This is a genomic window from Synechococcus sp. R55.2 (assembly GCF_047462075.1).
Lineage (GTDB): Bacteria > Cyanobacteriota > Cyanobacteriia > Thermostichales > Thermostichaceae > Thermostichus.
This window is the reverse complement of record NZ_JANSIH010000112.1, coordinates 1-21,351: the sequence shown is the minus strand read 5'-3', so window position 1 is coordinate 21,351 and position 21,351 is coordinate 1. Positions and strand designations below refer to the sequence as shown.

Annotated in this window: 26 protein-coding genes and 1 pseudogene; 14 read left to right on the top strand and 13 right to left on the bottom strand. The window is 59.0% G+C overall.

Annotated elements, in window-relative coordinates; genetic code table 11:
• Positions 1–50 precede the first annotated feature (50 nt).
• Positions 51–356, top strand: coding sequence for an ATP-dependent Clp protease adapter ClpS (clpS, locus tag NW838_RS04130; protein WP_011434126.1), 306 nt, complete (start codon positions 51–53; stop codon positions 354–356).
• Here clpS and cobT read toward each other — a convergent pair.
• Positions 305–1,432 (bottom strand): nicotinate mononucleotide-dependent phosphoribosyltransferase CobT, encoded by a 1,128-nt coding sequence (cobT, locus tag NW838_RS04125; protein WP_041436788.1) that lies wholly within the window; start codon positions 1,430–1,432, stop codon positions 305–307. The two genes, clpS and cobT, sit on opposite strands and share 52 nt — an antisense overlap.
• A gap of 150 nt (positions 1,433–1,582) precedes the next feature.
• On the opposite strand from cobT, the gene NW838_RS04120 reads away from it, so the two are divergent.
• The 4 genes from NW838_RS04120 (at position 1,583) to NW838_RS04105 (ending at position 3,713) form a co-directional block, all read left to right on the top strand.
• Complete coding sequence (locus tag NW838_RS04120) at positions 1,583–1,906, top strand: DUF1825 family protein (RefSeq protein ID WP_011434128.1); 324 nt, start codon at positions 1,583–1,585, stop codon at positions 1,904–1,906.
• Positions 1,907–1,935: 29 nt separating this feature from the next.
• A complete protein-coding gene (locus NW838_RS04115; protein WP_414357549.1) occupies positions 1,936–2,385 on the top strand; it encodes a Fur family transcriptional regulator in 450 nt (149 codons plus the stop codon).
• Positions 2,382–2,885: an AbrB family transcriptional regulator gene (locus NW838_RS04110; RefSeq protein WP_414330730.1), complete on the top strand. Its 504-nt coding sequence runs from the start codon at positions 2,382–2,384 to the stop codon at positions 2,883–2,885. Before NW838_RS04115 ends, NW838_RS04110 begins: the two co-directional genes overlap by 4 nt.
• A gap of 132 nt (positions 2,886–3,017) precedes the next feature.
• Positions 3,018–3,713: a chorismate pyruvate-lyase family protein gene (locus NW838_RS04105; protein WP_414413202.1), complete on the top strand. Its 696-nt coding sequence runs from the start codon at positions 3,018–3,020 to the stop codon at positions 3,711–3,713.
• On the opposite strand, the gene NW838_RS04100 is transcribed toward NW838_RS04105, so the two are convergent.
• Both NW838_RS04100 and NW838_RS04095 read right to left on the bottom strand, forming a co-directional pair.
• The gene (locus tag NW838_RS04100) at positions 3,710–4,537 is read right to left on the bottom strand and encodes a DnaJ domain-containing protein (RefSeq protein WP_011434132.1); all 828 of its coding nucleotides are present in this window, start codon (positions 4,535–4,537) and stop codon (positions 3,710–3,712) included. The two genes, NW838_RS04105 and NW838_RS04100, sit on opposite strands and share 4 nt — an antisense overlap.
• A gap of 129 nt (positions 4,538–4,666) precedes the next feature.
• Complete coding sequence (locus NW838_RS04095) at positions 4,667–6,238, bottom strand: photosystem II high light acclimation radical SAM protein (RefSeq protein ID WP_414357551.1); 1,572 nt, start codon at positions 6,236–6,238, stop codon at positions 4,667–4,669.
• Between the two features lie 134 nt (positions 6,239–6,372).
• On the opposite strand from NW838_RS04095, the gene NW838_RS04090 reads away from it, so the two are divergent.
• Positions 6,373–7,764, top strand: a complete 1,392-nt coding sequence (locus tag NW838_RS04090; protein ID WP_414427549.1) for a serine/threonine protein kinase — start codon at positions 6,373–6,375, stop codon at positions 7,762–7,764.
• Between the two features lie 3 nt (positions 7,765–7,767).
• Here NW838_RS04090 and NW838_RS04085 read toward each other — a convergent pair whose 3' ends face one another.
• From NW838_RS04085 to NW838_RS04075, 3 genes are all read right to left on the bottom strand, one after another.
• Complete coding sequence (locus NW838_RS04085) at positions 7,768–8,079, bottom strand: hypothetical protein (RefSeq protein WP_414331199.1); 312 nt, start codon at positions 8,077–8,079, stop codon at positions 7,768–7,770.
• A gap of 153 nt (positions 8,080–8,232) precedes the next feature.
• A complete protein-coding gene (locus NW838_RS04080; RefSeq protein WP_011433893.1) occupies positions 8,233–8,520 on the bottom strand; it encodes a hypothetical protein in 288 nt (95 codons plus the stop codon).
• A 111-nt stretch (positions 8,521–8,631) separates the two neighbouring features.
• Positions 8,632–8,952: a hypothetical protein gene (locus NW838_RS04075; protein ID WP_414358100.1), complete on the bottom strand. Its 321-nt coding sequence runs from the start codon at positions 8,950–8,952 to the stop codon at positions 8,632–8,634.
• Between the two features lie 129 nt (positions 8,953–9,081).
• Between NW838_RS04075 and NW838_RS04070 the strand changes: the two genes are divergently transcribed.
• Positions 9,082–10,212, top strand: coding sequence for a geranylgeranyl reductase family protein (locus tag NW838_RS04070; RefSeq protein WP_414352097.1), 1,131 nt, complete (start codon positions 9,082–9,084; stop codon positions 10,210–10,212).
• Here the strand turns inward: NW838_RS04070 and NW838_RS04065 are convergent.
• From NW838_RS04065 to NW838_RS04055, 3 genes are all read right to left on the bottom strand, one after another.
• Positions 10,209–10,694, bottom strand: coding sequence for an ATP-binding protein (locus NW838_RS04065; protein ID WP_414380530.1), 486 nt, complete (start codon positions 10,692–10,694; stop codon positions 10,209–10,211). The genes NW838_RS04070 and NW838_RS04065 overlap by 4 nt on opposite strands.
• A 121-nt stretch (positions 10,695–10,815) precedes the next feature.
• Positions 10,816–11,643 (bottom strand): OmpA family protein, encoded by an 828-nt coding sequence (locus NW838_RS04060; RefSeq protein WP_414358103.1) that lies wholly within the window; start codon positions 11,641–11,643, stop codon positions 10,816–10,818.
• A 151-nt stretch (positions 11,644–11,794) separates the two neighbouring features.
• Positions 11,795–12,454 carry an XRE family transcriptional regulator gene (locus NW838_RS04055; protein ID WP_414427548.1) on the bottom strand — a complete coding sequence of 220 codons (660 nt, stop codon included), beginning with the start codon at positions 12,452–12,454 and terminating at the stop codon, positions 11,795–11,797.
• Between the two features lie 366 nt (positions 12,455–12,820).
• On the opposite strand from NW838_RS04055, the gene NW838_RS04050 reads away from it, so the two are divergent.
• The 6 genes from NW838_RS04050 (at position 12,821) to NW838_RS04025 (ending at position 16,307) form a co-directional block, all read left to right on the top strand.
• Positions 12,821–13,069 (top strand): hypothetical protein, encoded by a 249-nt coding sequence (locus NW838_RS04050; RefSeq protein ID WP_414427547.1) that lies wholly within the window; start codon positions 12,821–12,823, stop codon positions 13,067–13,069.
• Positions 13,070–13,169: 100 nt separating this feature from the next.
• Positions 13,170–13,532 carry a photosynthetic/respiratory NAD(P)H-quinone oxidoreductase subunit C gene (gene ndhC, locus NW838_RS04045; protein WP_414331498.1) on the top strand — a complete coding sequence of 121 codons (363 nt, stop codon included), beginning with the start codon at positions 13,170–13,172 and terminating at the stop codon, positions 13,530–13,532.
• Positions 13,523–14,263, top strand: a complete 741-nt coding sequence (locus NW838_RS04040) for an NADH dehydrogenase subunit K (RefSeq protein ID WP_414358107.1) — start codon at positions 13,523–13,525, stop codon at positions 14,261–14,263. Before ndhC ends, NW838_RS04040 begins: the two co-directional genes overlap by 10 nt.
• Before the next feature lies 1 nt (position 14,264).
• The gene (locus tag NW838_RS04035; RefSeq protein ID WP_414358109.1) at positions 14,265–14,816 is read left to right on the top strand and encodes an NAD(P)H-quinone oxidoreductase subunit J; all 552 of its coding nucleotides are present in this window, start codon (positions 14,265–14,267) and stop codon (positions 14,814–14,816) included.
• A 47-nt stretch (positions 14,817–14,863) separates the two neighbouring features.
• On the top strand, positions 14,864–15,037 hold the full coding sequence (locus NW838_RS04030; RefSeq protein ID WP_011433903.1) for a hypothetical protein: 174 nt from the start codon (positions 14,864–14,866) through the stop codon (positions 15,035–15,037).
• A gap of 7 nt (positions 15,038–15,044) precedes the next feature.
• A complete protein-coding gene (locus NW838_RS04025; protein ID WP_414427546.1) occupies positions 15,045–16,307 on the top strand; it encodes a class I SAM-dependent methyltransferase in 1,263 nt (420 codons plus the stop codon).
• 35 nt (positions 16,308–16,342) lie between these two features.
• On the opposite strand, the gene NW838_RS04020 is transcribed toward NW838_RS04025, so the two are convergent.
• Positions 16,343–17,212, bottom strand: coding sequence for a hypothetical protein (locus NW838_RS04020; RefSeq protein WP_414358116.1), 870 nt, complete (start codon positions 17,210–17,212; stop codon positions 16,343–16,345).
• A gap of 383 nt (positions 17,213–17,595) precedes the next feature.
• On the opposite strand from NW838_RS04020, the gene NW838_RS04015 reads away from it, so the two are divergent.
• On the top strand, positions 17,596–19,098 hold the full coding sequence (locus NW838_RS04015) for a glycoside hydrolase family 3 protein (RefSeq protein ID WP_414427545.1): 1,503 nt from the start codon (positions 17,596–17,598) through the stop codon (positions 19,096–19,098).
• A gap of 35 nt (positions 19,099–19,133) precedes the next feature.
• Here the strand turns inward: NW838_RS04015 and fabD are convergent, their stop codons facing one another.
• The 3 genes and pseudogenes from fabD to NW838_RS04000 form a co-directional block, all read right to left on the bottom strand.
• A complete protein-coding gene (fabD, locus tag NW838_RS04010) occupies positions 19,134–20,000 on the bottom strand; it encodes an ACP S-malonyltransferase (RefSeq protein WP_414427544.1) in 867 nt (288 codons plus the stop codon).
• Positions 20,001–20,004: 4 nt separating this feature from the next.
• Entirely contained in the window at positions 20,005–21,006 is a 1,002-nt protein-coding gene (locus tag NW838_RS04005) for a beta-ketoacyl-ACP synthase III (protein WP_414427543.1), read from the bottom strand.
• Positions 20,993–21,351: pseudogene (locus NW838_RS04000) on the bottom strand (phosphate acyltransferase); the annotation flags it as partial. The gene NW838_RS04005 and the pseudogene NW838_RS04000, both read right to left, overlap by 14 nt.

Sequence of the window (21,351 nt, the reverse complement as noted above, 5' to 3'; positions counted from 1 at the left end):
CACCCCTGAGAGACCCAAGTTACTCGGTAGTTGTGTCGATCTCTTCTGCTATGACTACGGAAGCTCCAACTCGACCTGCTCAGCAGTTCTCGCCCTCGAGAACCCAGGTTCGCCAGCCCTACCCCCACTTCAAGGTGATCGTCTTGGATGACGATTTCAATACCTTTCAGCACGTTACGGAATGTCTGCTGAAATACATCCCCGGCATGACTTTGCCCCTAGCGCGGCAACTGACCGTGCAGGTGGATGCCGAAGGGCAAGCAGTTGTTTGGGTCGGCCCTCAAGAACAGGCGGAGCTCTACCATCAGCAATTGCTGCGGGAGGGGTTGACCATGGCCCCCTTGGAGCCGGCCTGAAGCACCAGGCGTTCGTAGCTGCGCTCAACTGCTGCCAACAGCTCCGCTTGGCCCCAACCGGCGTAAAGGCTGCTGGCAATGGCCAGCCCACCCGCCCCCACCCCTTCCTTGACATAGCCCCGCTCGTAAGCCTGTAGAGGCAGATAGCGGCTATTGGCAAAGCTCAGTTGGGTGGCCAAAAGGGGAGCAACCCCCAACAACTCTGCCAAGGCCACCGTATTGCCCGAGGGATCCTCTGCCACCCAGCGGGTGGTTCCCACAACCACGTTCTCCGGGGGCCAAGGGATCCCCTGCTCTTCCCCCCAGCGCTGCATCAAGGCCAGCACCGCCAACATTTGGGTTCCCCCTGCCAGCAGCACCGCTCCCCGTTGCGCTGCGCCCATCGCCAACCCGGCCACAAAGGGCTGCATGGGATCCCCCACTGCCGCCACCACCTCAGCAGCAGAAGCTCCCCTTGGCAGACGGGCCAATCCCTGCCGGGCCAAGGCCAGCTTTTGGGCGTGGTTGCAGACCGGGTGGCTGCTGTTTACCATGCCCTCTGCTGCCCACCCCAGTCCCAACAACACCGCCAGCGCCGTGGTGGTGCCCCCTGCCACACACTCCCCAATCACACAGTAGCCTTGCTCCAGCCGGGATCCGCGGTCGTACCCTTCTTGCCAAAGGGATCCCACCTGCTCCAAAGACAGAGCCTGTCCTGTGCTCAAGCAGCGGGCCACTCCCCCAGAGCTCACCATTTCTGCCCCCGGCAAAGGTTCCGGCAAGCCACAATCGAACACTCGGCACGGGATCCCCAACTCCCTCAGGATGGCGCAGCTGATCACCACTGGGGAAGGATAGCCATCCGGAGAGGTGGGCAAGCGGTGAGAATGGCCCGCCAGCAACACTTCCCCATCGGCAAGAGCTGTGTAGCGACGCAAGGAGGGGGTAGCGCCGGCAGCCGAAATGCCCGGAACAAGAGCCGTTTCGGTAAACCCCAAGCAGGCCAGAAACAGAGGTCGGGATCCCTGCACCCGTTCGCACCACCGCCGGGCCACAGCCGGCTGAGTGTAAGCCTTAACGCAAGGAAACGGAAGCATACCGGACACCGAGGCAAACAAGCCAGAGTCTATCCTGAGCCAGAAGGGCGGGATCCCGTACTCGCAGGAGGGGTTGCCTCCTGCTGAGGCAATCGGATTCGGATAGGATGGGTATACCCAATGCAGTTTATTCAGGGCAAACGGAAGGCCATGAGCTTCTTCGACTCTGAGATCGTCCAAGAGGAAGCCAAGCAACTGTTTCAGGATTTCCAAAACCTGATGCAGCTTGGTCAACGGTACGGCCAATTCGACCGGGAAGGCAAAAAAATCTTCATCGAACAGATGGAGGAGTTGCTGGAGCGCCAGCGCATTTTCATGAAGCGGCTGGAACTCTCCGACGACTTTATGGCTCAAATGACCATCAAACAACTGCAAACTCAGCTTGGGGGGTTTGGGCTCTCCCTGACCCAAATGTTTGACCAGATGCACCAGACCCTAGAGCGCATGAAAGCTGAGGCAGACGCTGAGCGTTGACCCCCAAGAACGACCTACACGAAGGGATCATGTCTTCTTCCCGCCAGACCCGCAACCAGAAATTGATTCTGGAGGTGCTAGAGCATCGTTCACAACCCCTTTCGGCGCAAGAGATCTTTTTGGAGTTGCGCAATGCCAACCACACCGTCGGTCTGGCCACGGTTTACCGAGTTTTGGATGCTCTGCGCAATGAGGGCAAGCTGCAGGCGGTCAACTTGGGAGATCAGCAAACCTACTACCAGGTTCTGCCCAGCAATGGCCACAACCGCCATCACCTGATCTGCACCGAATGTCGGCGGGTGGTGCCTTTGCCCGATTGTCCGGTGGAAGATTTGGAGGCACAGCTTTCCAGCCGATACCAATTTGCGATCGAGTACCATGTGCTTGACTTCTACGGCGTCTGTGCCCAGTGCCGTAGAGGGGTTGGGCCAAGCCCGGACTCACGGCGTTCCTCTTTTCTCAAAGCTAAGCCCAAATGATGAGCTATCTCTGGACGGTGTTGATCGGGCTGGCTGGCGCCCTGATCGGGGTCAAGCTGAGGCTTCCGGCAGGAGCGCTGGTGGGCTCCATGGTGGCGGTGGGTCTGGTGAATGTCTGGGGGGCGATCCCAATTCCCGCTCCCCCAGCCGGGATCCGTTTTGCCATGCAGGTGGTGTTGGGCATTCTTTTGGGTACTAAGCTCACTGCCGATACGCTTTTGGCCCTGAAAGATCTGTGGCGACCAGCCCTGCTCTGTACAGTGATTGCGGTGGGCACGGGGGTCTTGTCGGGGTACCTGATCTCCCGTTGGCTGGGGATCGAGCGCTTGACTGCCATCTTGGGCACAGCTCCAGGAGGCATTTCCGACATGAGCCTGATAGCCCTGGACATGGGAGCCCAAACCAGCACAGTGGTGGTCATGCACTTGGCACGCCTGATCAGTGTCGTCGTGGTCGTCCCCTGGGTGGTGCGACTGCTCGTTCAGCCGGGCACGAGTTAGCTAGACCGCCGGGAAGCCCCGCCCTCTGTGCATCAGCATGAGTGCCGGAGTATGTCACGAAAGTCCTCGGAGCAGAGACGGTGGGTGGGTTAGACTAGGGGCGATACAGAACTTAACAACTGAACCGCCGCCTTGGAACTTTCCCCTTCTCCCCTCACCTACCATGCCGACGCTGCCGGATCCCCTTGGAGCGCTGCTCTCCGTTCTGCAGATGGCTCTTTGGGCAATGTCTCCTCTGGCCAAGGCGATTGGTGGCCTCTACAGCTGCATTGGCAGGGGGAGCCAGACCCAGTACAGCCTGAGCTGGTGCAGGTGGATCCCGTGCTGCGCTTGCTGCTTTTGGGGGATGGCTTTACCACCCGTAATCTTGCTGCCTTGATCCAAGAGCCGATTCAGGCTCATCTGCTGGACACGGGCCGGGTTGATTTACAGGCAGAGCAGGGCACTGCCCCCAAGTCCATGCAACAGCTGGCCAGAGATTTGGGGCGGCTGGGATCCCCTTTGATGCGGCGGCGGGTTTGGCTGTGCGGGGCAACCTCTCAACAGCCCTTGCTCTATGCCACCTCTTGGTGGAACTCCGAACATCTGGTTCAATACTTGCCCCATCCCGATCGGCCCATTGGCCAAAATCTGATCCAAGAAAAACTGGAGACCTTTCGCGAGCTGCGCGGCCTTTACCACGGCGAGGCAGACCCGGTTGCCCGGCTGCTGCAGTGTCCCGGTCCCTTCTGGGCTAGGCATTATCTTTTGTTGCACAGGGGCCAGCCTTTGACCGTCATCTACGAGGTGTTTTCTCCACGGCTGGCCGCAAGGGCCCTGTCCCGCTAGCGCGACGGAGACCTCCAACGGCGCACGGCTGCGGTGATGGCGGCTGCCACCTGCGGATCCAATTGGGCGCTGGCGGAGATGCGCTGATAGTCCTCTGGGGTCAGTTGATGGGCGACGATGATCTCGGCAGCAGCAGCCTCAAACTGTTGTTCGATTTGCCGACGTTCCTCGCTGCTGTTGGCCTGTTGGAGGCGATTTTGGGTGCTCTCCAGAAGAGGTTGCACCGCCAGGAGGGTGCGGGCAAAGCGGTCAATCTGCTCAGAAGAAGGTGGAGAGGTGGCTTCAGAAAGACTAGCCGGGGCCGAGGTCATCGTCTCTGAAGAGGTTGCGGGCAGATCCCCATCCCATCCGGAGTCTGGCCTGGGCGAGGGAGAGGGATCCGGGTTGGCAGGAGCCTGGAGGGCCACTCTGCCGGCTGCGTCCAAGTCTTGGGCCGGGTTGAGGGCATTCCAAAGGGCCAAGCCCGCCAAACACAGAGCAGCCCCTATCAGTCCAGCACTCAAGAGGGCGAGCCAACTGACAGAGGTCGCAGTCGGCTCAAGCACCACCTGCACCGGCGCATGAGGAGGCAAGGGTTTGGACATGAGGCTGAGATCGTAAGCCCGACGCTGCTGGCTATCGCTGAGAACTCGGTAGGCGTGTTGTAGCTGGAGGAACTCCCGCTGGGCCAACTGCCGCAACCCTGCGGGGATATCGGCAGGCAACCGATCCGGGTGCAGTTCGCGTGCCCGCTGGCGGTAGGCAGCTTTGATCTCCTCCAGGCTGGCTTGGGGAGAAAGCCCCAGCTGTTGGTAGTAGGTGGGGGAAGCAGGCAGAGTAGGCATGGGAGCAGTTGGTTGCAGAACAGAGGGAGAACCGGCTGCCTTCGAAGGCCAGCCACCTTACCCCAACAGGGATCCCTCCTTTCGGACCAGCATATCCTGCCCGGTTCAGCGAGGCTGCTGGCCCAAGAGCTAAGACACGTAAACCCCTGTTAGAGGCGCGCTCAGGGCTTCTTCCAACTCTGCCAGGCCAAGACGACGCTCCAGGATATCCATCACCTCGCGGCCAAAATCATGGGGGTTGCGATCCCAGGCTTCCAGACACACTTCCCCAAAAAAGGATCCCAGGGGTTCTGGGTTCCAGAGCAGTTTGCGCGCCGTCCAAGGAGTCATGTGCATGGGGTTAAAGCGGTCGTCGATAACACCGATTTTGCGAGCAAAATCTTCTAGATGAGTGTGGGGTTGCAGGCCGATGAAGAAGATGGCCGGCTCAACTTTGTCGCGACCAAAGATGGCTTCCAGCTCGCGATGGTACCGTACTGTTTGCCGAATGGTTTCCGGTCGCTCGTCGATAACATTAAAGGAGTAATTGACCGAAACCAGGTCGTTAAATCCTGCCTGTTTGAGGTAGCGGCAACTCTCCAGTACCGTGCGCAGGTTATAGCCCATGCGCATTTTGCGCACCAGCTCCTGGGATCCGCTGGTGATGCCGATCTCGAAGTAGCTCATGCCAGTTTTCACCATGAGCTCGGCCAGCTTTGGGGTGAGGTTGTCGGCCCGAATATAGGCAGCCCAACGAATATCGGTCATGCCGGCATCAAGAATTTTCTGCAGCAATTCCTCCGCATCCTCAATGTAGCGGCGGGCAGGGATAAACTGGGCGTCAGTAAACCAAAAGTTTCGCACTCCTCGCTCGTACAACTGCATCATTTCTCGGATCACTTCATCCACAGGGTTGAGGCGCACCTGCTTGCCTTCGATGACGGTGTAGATGCAGTAGCAGCAGTTGTGGGGGCAGCCGCGCTTGGTTTGTACCCCAATGTAAAAGTCGCCCCCTTCTAAGTAGTAGTCAATTTCCGGCCAAATGGCGGTGATGTAGGTGTAATCACAGGCGGTTTTTTGCAGAGGTTGGGGCGGCTCGTGGATCAAACCTGGGCGAGGCTGTTCCAGCTTGGCCCGATAGCAGCGCTCTGCAGCAAGGCTTTGCCCTTGGATCACTTTTTCCAGCAGGGTTTCCCCCTCCCCTACCGAGATGATGGTGCCTTTGGGCAGATAGCGGCCCAATTGTTCATAGAAGACGCTGACTGCCCCACCTCCCAGCACCGCTTCAGCGTGAGGTTTGTAGCGCCTGGCTCTGCGGATCCCCTGCCAGACCAGCCGGGTGTTGCGCCAAATCTCGCCATAGTAGGCCAGCACCAGCCTGAGGCTATTCAGGGATCCCCGCAATTTTTTCAGGGGGTTGCGGGCGTAGAAAAACTCAAAAGAGTGTTGCAACAGGTTGCCGGCCCGCCCGTTCACCGGCGCATAGACTTGAATATCTCGCCAAGAGAAAACCAGCAAATCCGGCTGAAACTGATCGATTTGCTCCAGCATGCGGCGGCGAAAATCCAAGGGCGGAAAGGTGCCCATATCGAAGATGCGCTGCTCAACTTGGGGGAACAGCTTGTGGACATGATCGGCCAAATAAACCACCCCAATGGGAAAAATGGGGTTGCAGGGCAGCCGCACATAGAGGATTTTTTGAATCTTCAGGTTCGAGGCCATATAACCTGAGAGCTTACTTCACATCTCTTCACTCACTCTAGTCGGTTTTTGAGGGGCGCGGCGGCAGGGATCCGAAAGGGACAAGGATAAGCTAAAGCTGAAGCAACCAGCAGGGTCGGACCTGAGGAGAGGGTATGACTCCAGAGGGCCCAATTTGGCACCAGCGCTATCGACCAGAGCGGCGATTGAGCAAGCGCAGCGGCAGACACACCTATCTGGCCCAGGATTTGCTCACCTCGGAACAGGTGGTGATCAAGCTGCTGCTCTTTGGGCCAGACTTCGATTGGGCCGACCTGAAGCTGTTCGAGCGGGAAGCCCAGATCCTGCAGACCCTCTCCCATCCAGCCATTCCCCAATACCGCGACCACTTCGAGGTTAGCTTTGAGGGAGGACGGGGCCTGGCCCTGGTGCAAACCTACATCGACGCCCCCTCTTTGCAAGAGTGGATGGAGCAAGGGCGGCGCTTTGCCGAGCCGGAGGTGCGGGATCTGGCGCAAAAGTTGCTGCGCATTCTCGTCTACCTGCACGAACTCCATCCCCCCGTCATTCACCGAGATCTCAAGCCCAGCAACATTCTCTTGGGATCCGACCAGCAGGTGTACCTAGTGGATCTTGGCTCGGTTCAGGCGGCTGCCCCCCGGGAGCAGGGATCCTACACCGTGGTGGGGAGCTACGGCTACATGCCCCTAGAGCAATTTGGCGGCAGAACCGTGCCCGCTTCCGATCTCTACAGCTTAGGTGCCACCCTAATCCACCTGCTCACCGGCCAACACCCGGCGGATCTGCCCCAGGAGGGAGCCCGGATTGTGTTCGAGCAAGCGGTGCAACTGAGCCCGCCCTTTCGCGACTGGCTGCGGTGGATGACGGAACCTTTGGCGGCAGATCGTCCCGCTTCCGCCCGGCAGGCCCTGGAGGCGCTGGAGCATTTGGATCGTCGTCCCGCCTTGATTCCCTCAGACGCAGCAGCAGTCCCTACTCGACAGCCAGCAGGCAGCCGGATTCAACTGCACAAGTCCGAACAGACCTTTCAGGTGGTGATCCCGGCCCGGCAAATCGGTGTTTTGGCGTTGCTGCCTTTCGCCATCGCTTGGAACTCCTTCATCACCTTTTTCACGATCACGTCGGTTGTGCTTGCGCCTTTTCCGGCCAATTTGGTGTTTGGCCTGTTCACCCTGCCCTTCTGGACGGTGGGGTTGGGGATGGTGGGCGGGATCCTCTACGGTCTATTCGGCAAGGCCCACCTACGGATCGACACAGAATACATTCGCCTGGCTCACGAGGTGTTTGGCCTGAGGTTTGGCAATGTTCCCCCCAGTCGGCGATGGGATATTGACCGGCTGGAGCTGATCCCACGCCATACCCGACGGGATTCCGGTGGGGATCGGGTGGAGGTAAGCCCACAGTTGAACGTCTGGGCGGGCAACCGCAAGTACGAGCTAAAGGATCTGCAAGAGCCAGAGTTGGAGTGGCTGGCCGTGGAGCTAAGCCGTTGGCTGCAGATCCCAGTTGAACGGCAGAAGGTGTAGTTGTCAATCCAAATAGGCACTCAACTCCTGCTCCAGTGTGGGCAGTTGCACCTCTCCCTGCTCCAGCTCTTCCAAGTCTTCCAGTTGTTTGCGCAGGCGGGCAATCCGCTCTTGCAGGCACTCCTTGATGCCTTTGGCCCCCAAACTGAGACAACTGCGGCAGACTTCCCCGTAGATTTGCCCGCGGTCGTTGTAGACCACCGCCAGCAACACTTGGTGCCCTTTTTTCTGGATGGGGTTGGCCCATCCCCCACAGATAATGCAGGGCACTCGGCCATTGCCCCCGTAAATGCTGCGTTCCCAGACGATTCTCACGCTCAGCCTCAATGCAACTTGTTGCCCACCAGCATAAAAACCCAGGGGGATCCCTTGCCACCCCAAGATCCTTAAGATCCTCAATGGATCGCCGGCTCCCTTTTTTCTTCCTGAGAGAGGTTGGGGGTGAGAGCTAAAAAGGGATCCCAGTGGCTAGGTGCTGGGCCGGGCAGATTGAGAGCGGTCGATGGTGCGATAGGTAAGGCTGGCAGCCACCTCTAGAGCTTTGGCGGCGTCGCGGAAATAAAACCCCAACTCCTCATCCTTCTCCGTGCGGTTGGGCTTATTGAACTTGGCCTTGAACTGCACGTTGCAATACATGGCCAACCCCACCAGAACCTCTGACAGGCCGTGCTGGTTGATCAGCCGTTCCACATCCGTAAGCAGGCTTTTGATCAAGGCATCGGCTACTGGTTCTGGCAAACTGTCCAGGTCGTGCATGGGGGCTCCTCAACCAACGAGAGCAAACAAGCCAACGGGTCTGGGATCCCGAAGGCAACCTCTCCTGATTTTCCTGCATCTTTTCCAGAATGCCCAATGCCCTTGCCAACGCTACCACCACTGCCGCAGCCAGCCCCACAGGCCCGGATACCGAATGGAGCGCTCCCGGGCCGCTTGTTCCAGATGATGGGCGTGGTCTTGGCTGCCGGGATCCCGCAGACGATTTAGGCGAATCAAATAGGCGTAGCGGCGGATTTGTTCTCGCAACTGCTCTGGGGGAAGGGCAAAGCACGCTGGGCAAAGGGGGCCGAGATCCAACCCCTTATCGTTGAATAGGTGACGAACTCGCTTCCCGCCCGCAAAACGCTTTCCGCAGGCGGCACAGTAGCAAGTTGAGGGCTGGCTGGCAAGCCGCTGCCATCGAATTCGCATCGTCTTCTGTCTAGCCGGCTGCTGTGAAGGGATCCCTTGTAACCGTCATTCGTAGACCCAATATAATTCTTTTGGGCAGTTCTTCTGGTAACCAGAACCCCGGTCAAGGGGGCTTGCAGATCGAAAACCATGCCGCAACTTTACGACTGTGTCATCGTCGGGGCTGGCCCCGCCGGCGGATCTGCTGCCTACCATCTGGCCAAGCGGGGACGCTCAGTGCTGGTTCTGGAAAAGGATCCCTTGCCCCGCTACAAACCCTGTGGGGGGGGAGTTTCTCCTATGGTGGCGGCTTGGTTTGACTTCGACTTTGGCCCCGCCATTTCCCTCAAGATCCGGCAAATCCGCTACACCTGGCGCGGCGGCGATCCGGTGGTGGTCGATTTGGATTTGAAAGAGCCCGTTTGGATGGTGCGGCGGGATATTTTCGACCACTACTTGATTCAGCAGGCGCAAAAGCAAGGGGCTGCGCTCCAGGCAGAATGCCCCGTCTCCGGCCTTGAGTGGCAAAGTGACCACTGGCAGGTGATGACATCCGCCGGCCCAGTCTGGGGTCGGTACGTGATTGGGGCCGATGGGGCAAAAGGCTCGATGGCCAAGTGGCTGGGCTTTCAGGAACGCCGTCGTCGCCTGGCTGCCGCCTTGGAAGCAGAAGTGCCCCTCTCGCAGCCGCAAACTGCAGCCGCCCATTTTGACTTCGGCGCCGTCAGCAATGGCTACATCTGGAACTTCCCCAAGGCCGATGGCTACTCAATTGGAGCGGGCACCTTTCGGGGTGGAGAAAAACAAAACCTGCGGGAAATTGCCGCCCAATATGCCCAAAGCTTTGGTGTGGACTTGAAATCGGTCAAGCCATTTGGCCATCCCATCTGCCTCTGGGACGAAGATCAACCGCTACACACCCAAAATGCCCTCTTGGTGGGAGATGCCGCCTGCGTCATCGATCCGTTTACCGCCGAAGGGATCCGCCCTTCCCTTCTCACCGGCATGTTGGCGGCCCAGGCCATCGATCAAGCCCTGGGTGGGGATACAGAAGCTCTGGAGAACTACTCCGCCCGCGTCCAGCAGGAATGGGGCTCCGAGATGCGTTGGGCCAAGCGGATTGCGGCGTTGTTCTATCGCTTTCCGGGCGTGGGCTATAGGGTGGGCGTTAAGCGACCGGGAGCCACTCGGCGCATGGGCCAGATCCTGGCCGGTGAACTGCGCTACAGCGATGTAGCCAGCTCGGCCATTCGCAAGTTAAGCGGCGGCTTGCTCGCCTAGGCCCGGCACCGACAGACTCGAACAGGATCGTCGAAGCGCTTGCCGATCACCAGGCAGTTGCGACCATCCGCTTGGCGGCTGTAGCTGAGGTGAGTAGAGAGAGCTTTCATCAGCAAAATACCCCGTCCCCCCTCGGACTCAAGATTGGCGTTGGGCGATGTGGGATCCGACAAGTTCCGAGCAAATCCCTCCAGATCAAACTCCTGCCCCTGATCCCAGATGCGCAACTCCAGCCCTTGCGGCATCAGCAGCAGCTCAATGTCGATGGGCGTACTTTCCGGCAGAGCGCGGTGGGCGTGGCGAACGGCGTTGGTAAACCCCTCTACCAAAGCCAACTGACATTCCGCCCAAATGGGATCCGGGATGCCCGCATTTCGGAAAGACTCAAACCAGGTCAAAACCTGGTCAAGCGCGTCCAGGGTTGTGTCAACCCTCAGCGCAAACGTTTGCCTCTTGTCCAGAGGGATCCCTGCTGCGTTCAAAACCGAACCCCAACGATGAGGATTGAACTCAAGCCCATCAATCCTGGCCGGATTGACCCTACCAGATTCTAGACCAGAGCCCTGCTAGAACGTGTCATCCCCCACTTTGGGGGGGGTGCAGCTAGGGAGCGATGACCAAATCCACACGGCGGTTCCGCTGCCGTCCGGCTTCTGTGTCGTTATCGGCAACGGGCAAGGTGGGACCAAAGCCAGAGGTTGTCCAACTGATGGGATGGCCTTCCGGCAACAGTTTTATCAAATAGTCCTTAACCGCATTGGCGCGGCGCAGGGAAAGAGCCAAGTTGTAGTTTAAGGGCCCGATGTTATCGGTGTGGCCATTCACTTGAACGCGGGCGCCGGGCATAGCTTCCAAGGACTTGGCCACCTGGGCCAACAGCGAGGCTGCTTCAGGTCGAATCTCGGCTTTGTCAAAATCGAACAGCAAATCGCCCGGCAGGCTGATGGTTTGGGTTCCCACCTGAAAGGAGGTTGGCGTTGTGGTCGGAGCCGGGGTGGGCGCAGAGGCGCTTTCTGCCCCTGGAGCGATCTCAGCAGCAGTGGAAGATTCCCTGATAGGCTCAGGGCCTGTTTGAGAACGCAGCCGTTGCAGCCGCGACTCCAATTCCTCAATTCTGATCAAGAGCTGGATCACCTGCTGGCGGATCTCCCGAATCTCTGCCTCCAGATCCGTGGGGCTCTCATGATTTTCCTCTGGATCTGCATCTGCTGTTGGGCTGGCCACCGGAGGATTGGCCTGGGGCGGGGCCAAGGTGGGCAGGATCGGTGGTGTGGGAGAAGCGGGTTGAGTGGGAGAGATGTTGGTCTCCGGCTGGGGCTGAGGTTGGGCCTGCTGGGGAAGCACCATCCCGACCCAGATTCCGCTGCTGACCAAGAGGATCCCGCTTAGGGAATGGAGAGCGACTGTTAGGAGCTGGGACGAACGAGCCATTGCAGGCAAACCTCCGGCTGGATGGGCGCAGGCAAGGAGCAGGAACTCCTCTCAACTCAACCCTCAAGACCCATCCTAACCGGCGACCCGATCTCGCCAAGGGGATTCTCGGTCGGTCCAACTGCCACTTCCCGCCATCTGCTGCCAGAGGCTAATTAAAACTGATGCGACCTCGATAACGCCCTATGAGGGTTAGGCCGTTGATGGGATCCGCCAAATCCGCCACAAAGGGGGGAAAGCGGGGGTTGTCGCTGATCACCTTCACCTGGGATCCGGGCAGGCGCTGCAGTCGTTTGACCAACAGATCCCCATCCATCTGAAAGACGTAAATGCCTTCACAGCCCAGGTCTCCACCCTCTTGCCGCTCCACAAAGATCCAGTCGCCATCCTCCAACGTGGGAGACATGCTATCCCCCTGCACCCGAATCAGACTTAGATCGGCAGGGTTTCCCTTCAAGTGCGTCCGCAGCCAGTTTCGCTCAAAAGCAATCACCGATTCGATCGATTCTTCCCGCACCAACACCCCCGCTCCGGCAGAGGCGGCTACATCGACAAAAGGCACATACACATACTCTGCTTTCGCGTCGGGATGCAACTGCGGGGATCCCTCCCCTGTAATCAGCCAATTGAGGTTGACCTGGCCCACTTGGGCAATTTTCACGGCCTTGTCAATGCTGGGCACGGATCCCTTCAGGTAGCTGCGCAAGGCAGTATCGCTAATTCCGGCCCGTCGCCCAAACGCATAAACGGCTTCATCGCCGATCACCTGTCGTAAGCGGTCTGCAAAAGAAGAACCAGAGGAGATGGACATCGGCTTAACGCTACAGGTTGTGTATAGGCAGATTTTTCACCACTATATCTTGACAAGTCAACAACTGGTGAAGGGCCAACGGCAGCCAGCCAACTTGGGAGTCATCTCCAAGCTGAGCGGCTCAAACGGCAGAATGGGACTCGCGCTTAATGTTGCTGGTAGGCTGGCCGTGGAATCCTACTGGCGCTACCGTGGTTTTGAGTTGTGCTCACAGCGGGCAAGAACCGAGTCGGCATGGCTCACCCTCACAAAAGGCGCACGTGGGATCTTCCCAAGTGCTGCTGAGATGATTGGCATTGGGTAGCCAAAAAGTTCGGTTCTCATATTGCCTCTAGGTCTCCTTCAAGCTGCTCTACCTCAATCCCCATGACTTCCTCTGACTTTAAGCGCTGGCTGGATAACTTCCTGATTGCTGTTGTCTTTCTGGTGTTCGCCGGGTTTGTCTGGTTTGTCTTTTCCGTAACGGGAGCTTTTGTCGGGATCCCACTGGGGTACAAGCTTTGGATGCGGCTCTGGCTGCCTTTGTTTCAGCCAGCTTTGGGGATCCTGATAGCCGGGGCGGTGGTGAGCGGAGTGTGGGGTTGGCTGGAGAAACGCCGCTCCCAACAATCATGATCATCAATAGAACTGAAGATCCCGTGGCGCAGGGGAGCCACAGACTGGCTCTATACTGGAAACGTATCTAAATGTTGAGCAACTGAGGCGGTCTGGCGTCGTGTTTGTTCTGTCCGGCTACGAGTATTTGCTGGTTTTCCTGATCCTCTGCTCTCTGCTGCCGGTTTTGGCTCTGGGGGCTTCTGCACTCTTGGCGCCAAAGCGGCGGGGATCCCTGCGGCGCAGCACTTACGAGTCGGGCATGGAGCCGTTTGGGCAAGCCTGGATCCAGTTCAACATTCGCTACTACATGTTCGCGCTGGTCTTCGTCATTTTCGATGTAGAGACGGTGTTCCTCTATCCCTGGGCAGTGGCGTTCCACCGCTTGGGGCTGTTGGCCTTTGTGGAGGCCCTGATTTTCATCGCCATCCTCGTGGTGGGTCTTGTGTACGCCTGGAGAAAAGGAGCATTGGAATGGTCATGACGTCTGAGAAATCGCAAGTCTTGTTTCCGGGGGCTGCCCCCCAGGTGACTACCGACCTCTCCAACAACGTCGTTCTGACGACGGTGAACGACCTGTACAACTGGGCTAAGATGTCCAGCCTCTGGCCGCTGCTCTACGGCACCGCCTGCTGCTTCATCGAGTTTGCCGCCATGCTGGGATCCCGCTTCGACTTCGACCGCTTTGGCCTGCTGCCTCGTTCTTCGCCACGCACCGCTGATTTGATCATCACGGCAGGTACGGTCACCATGAAAATGGCGCCGGCGTTGGTCAAGCTTTACCAGCAAATGGCTGAGCCGAAGTACGTGATTGCCATGGGGGCTTGCACCATCAGCGGTGGCATGTTCAGCTCCGATTCCTACACGGCAGTGCGGGGGGTGGACAAGCTGATCCCGGTGGATGTGTACATTCCTGGCTGCCCCCCTCGTCCAGAGGCGATCATGGATGCCATTGTCAAGCTGCGCAAGAAGATCGCCGCCGAGGACATGCGGGAACGAGGCCGTCTGCAGCAAACCCACCGCTACTACACGGTTAAGCACAACCTCAAGCCTGTGCCGGAGATCATCACCGGCAAGTATCTGGAGAGCGAGACCCGCCAAGCTCCCCCGCCAGAGCTGGCTGCGGCCATTGGCTTGCCAGTGCCCCCGGCCTTGCAAACCGCCGACTTTAAGCGGGCGGAACAGCAGCTCAAAGCCTTGCGAGGAGGGATGTGAGATGGCAGAGGAAAATGCCCGAGAAAAGCAAGCGCCGCCAGCGGTAGGCGAGCAGTCGGAACCCTTGGTGACGTTGGAGCGGGGCCCGGTTTCCCAGTTTCTGGCCGACAACGGCTTCGAGCACCAGTATTTGGGGAGAGACGCAGCGGGGGTAGAGCTGTTGGAGGTGGAGCGGGACTTTCTTCTGCCCCTGTGTACCGCCCTCTATGCCTACGGCTTTAACTACCTGGAGTGCCAGTGCGGGTATGACCTGGGGGCAGGGCAGCCACTGGTCAGCCTTTACCACCTGATCAAGCTGTCAGACGGGGCGGATCGCCCTCAGGAGGTGCGGCTCCAGGTAAAGTTGCCTCGCCACGATCCACGGCTGCCTTCCGTATACTGGATTTGGAAGTCGGCGGATTGGCAGGAACGGGAAACCTACGACATGTACGGCATTGTTTTCGAGGGACACCCGAACCTGAAGCGGATTTTAATGCCGGAAGACTGGATAGGTTGGCCCCTGCGCAAGGACTACATCACGCCTGACTTCTATGAGCTGCAGGATGCCTACTGATTGGGGATCCCTGACTCGGTGAGCAGCGTTGAATAGGATGGGTTGAGATGTGGCCTTTTTTGCTCTTGGCAATCTACGCAGGAGGAGTTTGGTACTCGGCCCGCAAGGCGGATCGCATCTATTCGGGATCTGGGAAGTGGCTGGTATCGGCCCTCTGGCCGGTGCTGCTGCTCTCAAACCGTCAGTTTCGCCAAAATTGGCGTCGTCCCCTGAACAAGTAAGTTTGAGTTGAGTAAGTCTGGATCCCTGGAATCCTCACCTGTGGTGATCGCTCCTGAGCAACACCTACGCGACCCGAGTCTTTCTCTATCGACACCTCAGGCCACGCAGAAGTTGCGGGAGTTGATTGTCAGCCGCATTCGCGCTCAGGGACCGGTGACCTTTGCCCAGTTTATGGAGTGGGCTCTCTACGAGCCAGGGTTGGGCTATTACGAGCAGGGATCCCCGATTGGCCCCGACTACCTCACCTCTCCCCACCTGGCGGCGGACTTTGCCCAACTGTTGGCAGAGCAGATCCTTCAGTTCTGGCACATTTTGGGATCCCCCCCTGACTTCAAGGTGATCGAGATGGGGGCGGGCAGCAGTCGCCTGGCCCAGGATTGGCTGACCTACGTGCGCTCCGCTAACCCCCCTTTTTGGCAGGCACTGGAATATGGGATCCTGGAGCGTTCTGCCCACCTGCGGCGGCTCCAACAGGAGCGATTGGCTCCTTTTGGGGAGAAGGTGCGCTGGTTGGATTGGGACGGGATCCCGGATGAGTCGGTCACAGGCTGTTTCTTCTCCAATGAGCTGGTGGATGCTTTTCCGGTGCATCGGGTGCAGGTACAGGATGGGGCTTTGCGAGAAATCTATGTCGATTGCGGCGAGGCTGCAGAAGCCGACTTCCGCGAAGTGCTGGGGGATCTGTCCACCCCTGAGCTAAGAGAGTACTTCGCCCGTCTGGGGATCCCTGTAGAAACCTATCCGTCGGGCTACCAAACCGAGGTGAACCTAAAAGCCTTGGAGTGGCTGCAGCTCCTGGCCCGCAAGCTGCGGCGAGGCTACGTGCTCACCATCGATTATGGCCACACCGCCCAGCGCTACTACAGCCCCCACCGCGCCCAAGGTACGCTCCTGGCCTATCGACAGCACGGCAGCTACACGGATCCCTATGTTCGGGTGGGATCCCAGGATCTCACCGCTCATGTGGACTTTACCACCCTAGAGCAAGTGGGAGAATCTCTGGGGCTAAGATGCCTGGGGTTCACCCGGCAGAGCAACTTTTTGGTGAACCTGGGATTGACCGAGCGGCTGGCCGCCCTTAGCCAAATGGGGAACCCGGTTGATGGCGAAGCTGTGGATGTGGGCCAGGTTTTGCGGCGGCGACATGCTCTTCACGCGCTGCTGGATCCCATGGGGTTGGGGGGCTTTGGGGTATTGGTGCAGGCCAAGGGCTTGATCCCCTCAGAACACGCTCACCCTCTGCGGGGCTTTGGCGAGCCAGAGCTGTGAACCGTTTCGGTGCTATTGGGATGGGATGTCTGCCCCTACCGGCTACCGTTGCCTTCCATCGATGCCAGTTCTGCCATTGCTCTGGCGCTATCTTCCAGGTTGTCGATTCGCTCCTCGAGGGTTGCAAAGACTTCGTCATATTTGTCGGCCCATGCGACGCCGGCGGCAGTTTTGGTCATGCGGGCCGAGCCAAGAGATACGTCTGAAGATCCTTTCGCGGGCATAGGTGACCGTTTAATGGAGTTACTAGAGCCTGTTGACCGACAAGCCTGGGTTAAGCGGGCAATATCCTGCTTCAGGAGATTCTGTTTTGATTGGAGTTGTTCTACCTTGGCTATGCCCTCCTTAAGGGACTGAATGAGTTTCTGTTTCTTGGCTTGTAAATCTCCAATCGAGGCTTTCAGACTTTGCTCTTCTGCGCGTAACTGAGAAAGCCGTTCTTTTTGAGATTGGATCTGGGTCTCTATCTCCTCAAAATGGAGCTGAGCAGTTTGAGCTTGCGAATGAGCATTCTCATGAGTTTTGGCAGCAGCTTTTCCATTCTGCTGGACTTTTGCCCAATCTTCAAGGGCAGCACGCAGACTGGCCAACTCGTTTTGCAATTGCTGTAGGTCTGAAGGAGTGATTTCGTTTTGCTTCTGCTGATTTTTGAGGTGCTCTAGAAGCTGGATTTTGGCTTTGGCCTCGCTTCCAGATAGAGCAGAAGCCACATAGCCCGTCATCCCCGTGGCCAAACCTGCTGCTCCCGCCTGCCACAGGGATCCTCCCGCCCCAAGGCCGCCAATAGCCACCGTAACTCCAGCCAACGCGGGAAAGGCAGTTATCCAAAGCTGGCGGCAGGAGAAAGGCAACATCATCGACCCCAGGGTGGAAGAGGAGATTGTCTTGAAGATTGTTTTGACCATAGGTAATGTTTGGGTAGGTTTTCTCTCACTCACAACTCCTCTTTTTTTAAGGAGAAAGGGGAGCTAGAACCAACACAAAGAACAAAGAACGCCTTAGAGACAATTTTACTGCACTATTTCACTGCACTTCATCACTGCACTTCAAGATGACTCTGGTGTACTGCTGAGGTTACAGTTCTTTACGCCATCCCTCCAGTATGGCCACAACTACAAGTCAATCGCCACTCTAAACCTGCAAGAGCCACTTCAGGGTATGCTAGCCTCAGGCTCATCCTGACCGGCTTTCTTGGCAGCGACGCCCAAGGACATCTGCTTTGACATGCTCGATAGGACCCCGTCCCGCTGCCGCAGTGGATCCCAGGGCTTGGAGCCTTGAGGAGAAAGTGGGGCAACTGTTTCTGGTTTATTTTGAGGGAGCTGAGTTTTCCTCCGCTCTCGAGGAGATGATCCGGGACTACCACGTGGGCGGGCTGATCTTCTATTCGATTGCCGGCAACATTCAAACGTTGCCTCAGGTGGCCCAGCTCATTGCCGCGGCTCAGGCACAAGCCCTTGTCCCCCTGTGGATAGCCATTGATCAAGAGGGGGGGCCGGTGGTGCGCCTTACCGAGGGGGTGACGGTGTTCCCCAGCGCCATGGCAGTGGCAGCAGCGGGATCCCTGGCAAAGGCGGAAGCTATGGCCCGTGCGGTGGGAACGGAGCTGAAAAGTTTGGGGTTTAACCTCAACTTCGCCCCTGTTGTGGACGTGAACAGCAACCCCCACAACCCCATCATCGGCATCCGAGCCTTTGGGTCAGACCCGAAACAGGTGACAGATTACGGCCTCGCCCTGTGGCGCGGCTATCGGCAAGCCGGGATCCTCTGTACGCCCAAACATTTTCCCGGCCATGGGGACACCGATATGGATTCCCACCTGGGGTTGCCGCGGGTGGATCGCCCTCTGGAGGCGCTACAGACCACGGAATTGCGCCCGTTTCAGGCTTTGATCCGGGCAGGGGCAGAGGCGATGATGACGGCGCATGTGGTGATGCCGGCTCTGGGATCCGTGCGACCGGCAACGCTGGCCCCTGAGGTGGTGTCGGGCTGGCTGCGGCAGAGGCTGGGTTTCCAGGGTCTCGTCCTGACAGATTCCCTGACCATGGGGGCCATTGCCCGCACCTACGGCATTCCCGAAGCGGCAGAACTGGCCTTTAGGGCAGGAGCCGATGTGCTGGTGTTTGGGGCAGATCCCGGCTTTACCCCGGCCATCCAAAAAGAAGCCTATGCCCATCTGCTGCGGGAGTTCCGTGCCGGTCGTTTGTCGGTTGAGCAGTTGGATCGGTCAGTGGAGCGGATTTTGGCCTTGAAGCGGCGCTACAGGCTGGGATCCCCCTGCCCCCCTTTCCCCCCTTCCACCCTGGAAAGCCACCAGGCGCTGGCCCGCCAAATCGCCCAAGACAGCATCACCCTGGTACGGGGATCCCTGCCTCCCTTGGCCCCTGACCCGCTGCTTATCACCCCTGTACCTTTGTTGGGGGAGCTGCTGCAAAAAGCCTGTCCCGCTGCCCAAGTGTTCTCCATCCCTCTGGATCCCACCCCCGAACAGCAGCGGATTGCCCAAGAAGGGGCTCAAAGGGCTGCGCAGGTGCTGGTGGGATCCCTGGAGACGTGGCGGCATCCGGCGCAGAGGTTGCTGCTGGGATCCCTTCCGCCGGAAAAGGTGATTGGGTTGGCCTTGGGATCCCCCTACGATGCCTTTGCCCTGCCCCAGATCCCGGTTTACTTGGCCTGCTACGGCACTACCCCCGTCTCTCTACAGGCGTTGCTGCAGGTGTTGTTGGGACAGATTCCGGCCCGGGGTCGCCTGCCGGTTGGATCCCACCCGGAGGGATCCCGGTCGCGTTAGCGGGACAGAGCTCTTTCCCGTTAAAAACAGATCCACTAACTGCTGAGGCTGCTGACAGTGCGCCGCGCCAGGGCCGGCACCGTTCGCTTCACCAAGCCCGTCAGAACATTTCCGGGGCCGATTTCCCACACCTCTTGGATGCCGTCGGCAGCCATGTGCAGCACCGTCTCTCGCCAGCGGACAGGGGCAGTCATCTGGGCCAGCAGCGCCTGCTTAAGGGCTTGCGGATCCCGGCTGGCGGTGGCAGTGCAGTTGCTGTAGACGGGCACTCGCGGCGGCTGAAAGTCAACAGCGCGCAAGGTGTGGGCAAACTCCTCGGCAGCAGCCTTCATAAAGGGCGAGTGAAAGGCGCCACTTACCTTGAGGGGAACGGTGCGCTTGGCCTGCAACTGCTCACAGACGGCTTGCACCCCCTCCACTGAGCCGCTGATCACCACCTGATCCGGGCTGTTGTCGTTGGCAAGGGTGACATCGGGGATCATCTGGCACAGATGCTCTAGCTTGTCGCGGTCAAACCCCATCACTGCCGCCATGCTGCCCGGGGGATCCCCTGCGGCTTCCATCAGTTGGCCCCGCAGCGCCACCAGCCGCAGGCCGGTCTCGAAATCAAACACGCCGGCAGCATAGAGGGCGCTGTATTCTCCCAGGCTGTGGCCGGCAGTGCAGGCAGGAGCCTGACCCTGGGCGTAGAGATAGTCTGTCAACAGGGCCGATACGGTGAACAAAGCCGGTTGCGTGTAGCCGGTCTGGTGGATCTGGTCTTCCGACAGAGCTAAGGGATCCCATCCCAACATCTCACGGGCCAAAGCCAACTTCTGGGCTGCTCCCTGCCAGTTCCGCAAGTCCCTTCCCATGCCCACCGCTTGGGATCCCTGGCCGGGATAGATCCAGGCAACGGTCATCAATTCACTTCCCCCAACGAAACACAATCGCCCCCCAGGTGAGGCCGGCACCAAAGCCTGCCATTACCCCCAGATCGCCGGCGCCAAAGCGTCCCTGCTCGATCCAAGTGGCCAAGGCAATTGGCACCGAAGCGCCCGAGGTGTTGCCGTAATACTCTAGGACGCTGGCCACCCGCTGCGGATCCAGTTGCAAACGCTTGGCTACCGCATCGAGAATGCGCTGGTTGGCCTGATGAATAAAATACCCCTGCACCGCCTCCGCCGGGATCCCGGCCCGGAAGAGAGCCTTCTCGATAACCTCCGGCACCGCCTGGACGGCGAACTTGTAGACCTCGCGGCCATTCATGGCGATGGGGCAGCAGCGGTATTGCCCCACCTGCAGGGATCCCACCAGGGGCTTGGCCTCTGTAGCCATGGACAAGCTGAGTAGCTGGCTGCCACTGCCATCGCTGCGCAGCTCAATGCTGAGGATCCCGCCGGTTTCCCCCGCCTCCAGAACCACTGCCCCAGCCCCATCTCCAAACAAGACACAGGTGGTGCGATCCGCCCAGTCCACCGTGCGGGAGAGCACATCCGCCGCCACCACCAAGGCCCGCCGATACAGCCCGGTTTGCAAAAACTGTGCTGCCGTGGCCACCGCAAAGACAAAGCCTGTGCAGGCTGCCGTCAGATCAAAGGCCACCGCCCGCGTTGCTCCCAGAGCTGCCTGCACCTGAGGGGCCGAGCCAAACCGATCGACGCCGGTGGAAGTGGCCAGCAGGATCAAATCCAGATCTTGTGGCGGGATCCCAGCCCGATCCAGAGCAGCCTTCGCCGCTTGAGCCGCCAAGTCCACCAAACTCAGATGGGGGGGGAGAATGCGCCGCTGACGAATGCCGGTGCGGGGCCAGATCCATTCGTCGGAAGTTTCGACGATCTGGCCGAGATCGTCGTTGCTCAGGCAGGGATCCGGCAGGGCAGCCCCTGCCCCCACCAGCCGCACGGTCGGGAGGCTATGGCTGGGCATCTTCCACGGGTTCGGGACAGCGGGAGGAAGTCCTTTCCAGGGATCCCAACGGCAACACTTCCGGGCCAGAGCCAGAGTAGACCTGAAGGGGCCGGGTGCGCCGCCTGGGGTTGGATTCAGGTTCGCGAGGGTCAACCATTTCCGCCTGCAGCCGCTGTAGGATTTTCTGTTCTGCCGCCTCTTTGGCCAGGCGAATGGCGTGGTAGACCATCGGCGCCTTGGAGCTGCCGTGGGTAATCACGCAGATGCCGTTGACGCCGAGCAGCAAAGCACCGCCATACTCCACGTAGTCCATGCGCCGCTTTACCTGCTTGAGGTTGGGCCGGAGCAGCCAGCAGCCCAACT

Excerpts from the sequence above, each read along its gene's own strand:
- clpS (WP_011434126.1), top strand. The coding sequence starts at position 51 with ATGACTACGGAAGCTCCAACTCGACCTGCTCAGCAGTTCTCGCCCTCG.
- cobT (WP_041436788.1), bottom strand. The coding sequence starts at position 1,432 with ATGCTTCCGTTTCCTTGCGTTAAGGCTTACACTCAGCCGGCTGTGGCC.
- NW838_RS04120 (WP_011434128.1), top strand. The coding sequence starts at position 1,583 with ATGAGCTTCTTCGACTCTGAGATCGTCCAAGAGGAAGCCAAGCAACTG.
- NW838_RS04115 (WP_414357549.1), top strand. The coding sequence starts at position 1,936 with ATGTCTTCTTCCCGCCAGACCCGCAACCAGAAATTGATTCTGGAGGTG.
- NW838_RS04110 (WP_414330730.1), top strand. The coding sequence starts at position 2,382 with ATGATGAGCTATCTCTGGACGGTGTTGATCGGGCTGGCTGGCGCCCTG.
- NW838_RS04100 (WP_011434132.1), bottom strand. The coding sequence starts at position 4,537 with ATGCCTACTCTGCCTGCTTCCCCCACCTACTACCAACAGCTGGGGCTT.
- NW838_RS04095 (WP_414357551.1), bottom strand. The coding sequence starts at position 6,238 with ATGGCCTCGAACCTGAAGATTCAAAAAATCCTCTATGTGCGGCTGCCC.
- NW838_RS04090 (WP_414427549.1), top strand. The coding sequence starts at position 6,373 with ATGACTCCAGAGGGCCCAATTTGGCACCAGCGCTATCGACCAGAGCGG.
- NW838_RS04080 (WP_011433893.1), bottom strand. The coding sequence starts at position 8,520 with ATGCACGACCTGGACAGTTTGCCAGAACCAGTAGCCGATGCCTTGATC.
- NW838_RS04075 (WP_414358100.1), bottom strand. The coding sequence starts at position 8,952 with ATGCGAATTCGATGGCAGCGGCTTGCCAGCCAGCCCTCAACTTGCTAC.
- NW838_RS04070 (WP_414352097.1), top strand. The coding sequence starts at position 9,082 with ATGCCGCAACTTTACGACTGTGTCATCGTCGGGGCTGGCCCCGCCGGC.
- NW838_RS04060 (WP_414358103.1), bottom strand. The coding sequence starts at position 11,643 with ATGGCTCGTTCGTCCCAGCTCCTAACAGTCGCTCTCCATTCCCTAAGC.
- NW838_RS04055 (WP_414427548.1), bottom strand. The coding sequence starts at position 12,454 with ATGTCCATCTCCTCTGGTTCTTCTTTTGCAGACCGCTTACGACAGGTG.
- NW838_RS04050 (WP_414427547.1), top strand. The coding sequence starts at position 12,821 with ATGACTTCCTCTGACTTTAAGCGCTGGCTGGATAACTTCCTGATTGCT.
- NW838_RS04040 (WP_414358107.1), top strand. The coding sequence starts at position 13,523 with ATGGTCATGACGTCTGAGAAATCGCAAGTCTTGTTTCCGGGGGCTGCC.
- NW838_RS04035 (WP_414358109.1), top strand. The coding sequence starts at position 14,265 with ATGGCAGAGGAAAATGCCCGAGAAAAGCAAGCGCCGCCAGCGGTAGGC.
- NW838_RS04030 (WP_011433903.1), top strand. The coding sequence starts at position 14,864 with ATGTGGCCTTTTTTGCTCTTGGCAATCTACGCAGGAGGAGTTTGGTAC.
- NW838_RS04020 (WP_414358116.1), bottom strand. The coding sequence starts at position 17,212 with ATGGTCAAAACAATCTTCAAGACAATCTCCTCTTCCACCCTGGGGTCG.
- fabD (WP_414427544.1), bottom strand. The coding sequence starts at position 20,000 with ATGACCGTTGCCTGGATCTATCCCGGCCAGGGATCCCAAGCGGTGGGC.
- NW838_RS04005 (WP_414427543.1), bottom strand. The coding sequence starts at position 21,006 with ATGCCCAGCCATAGCCTCCCGACCGTGCGGCTGGTGGGGGCAGGGGCT.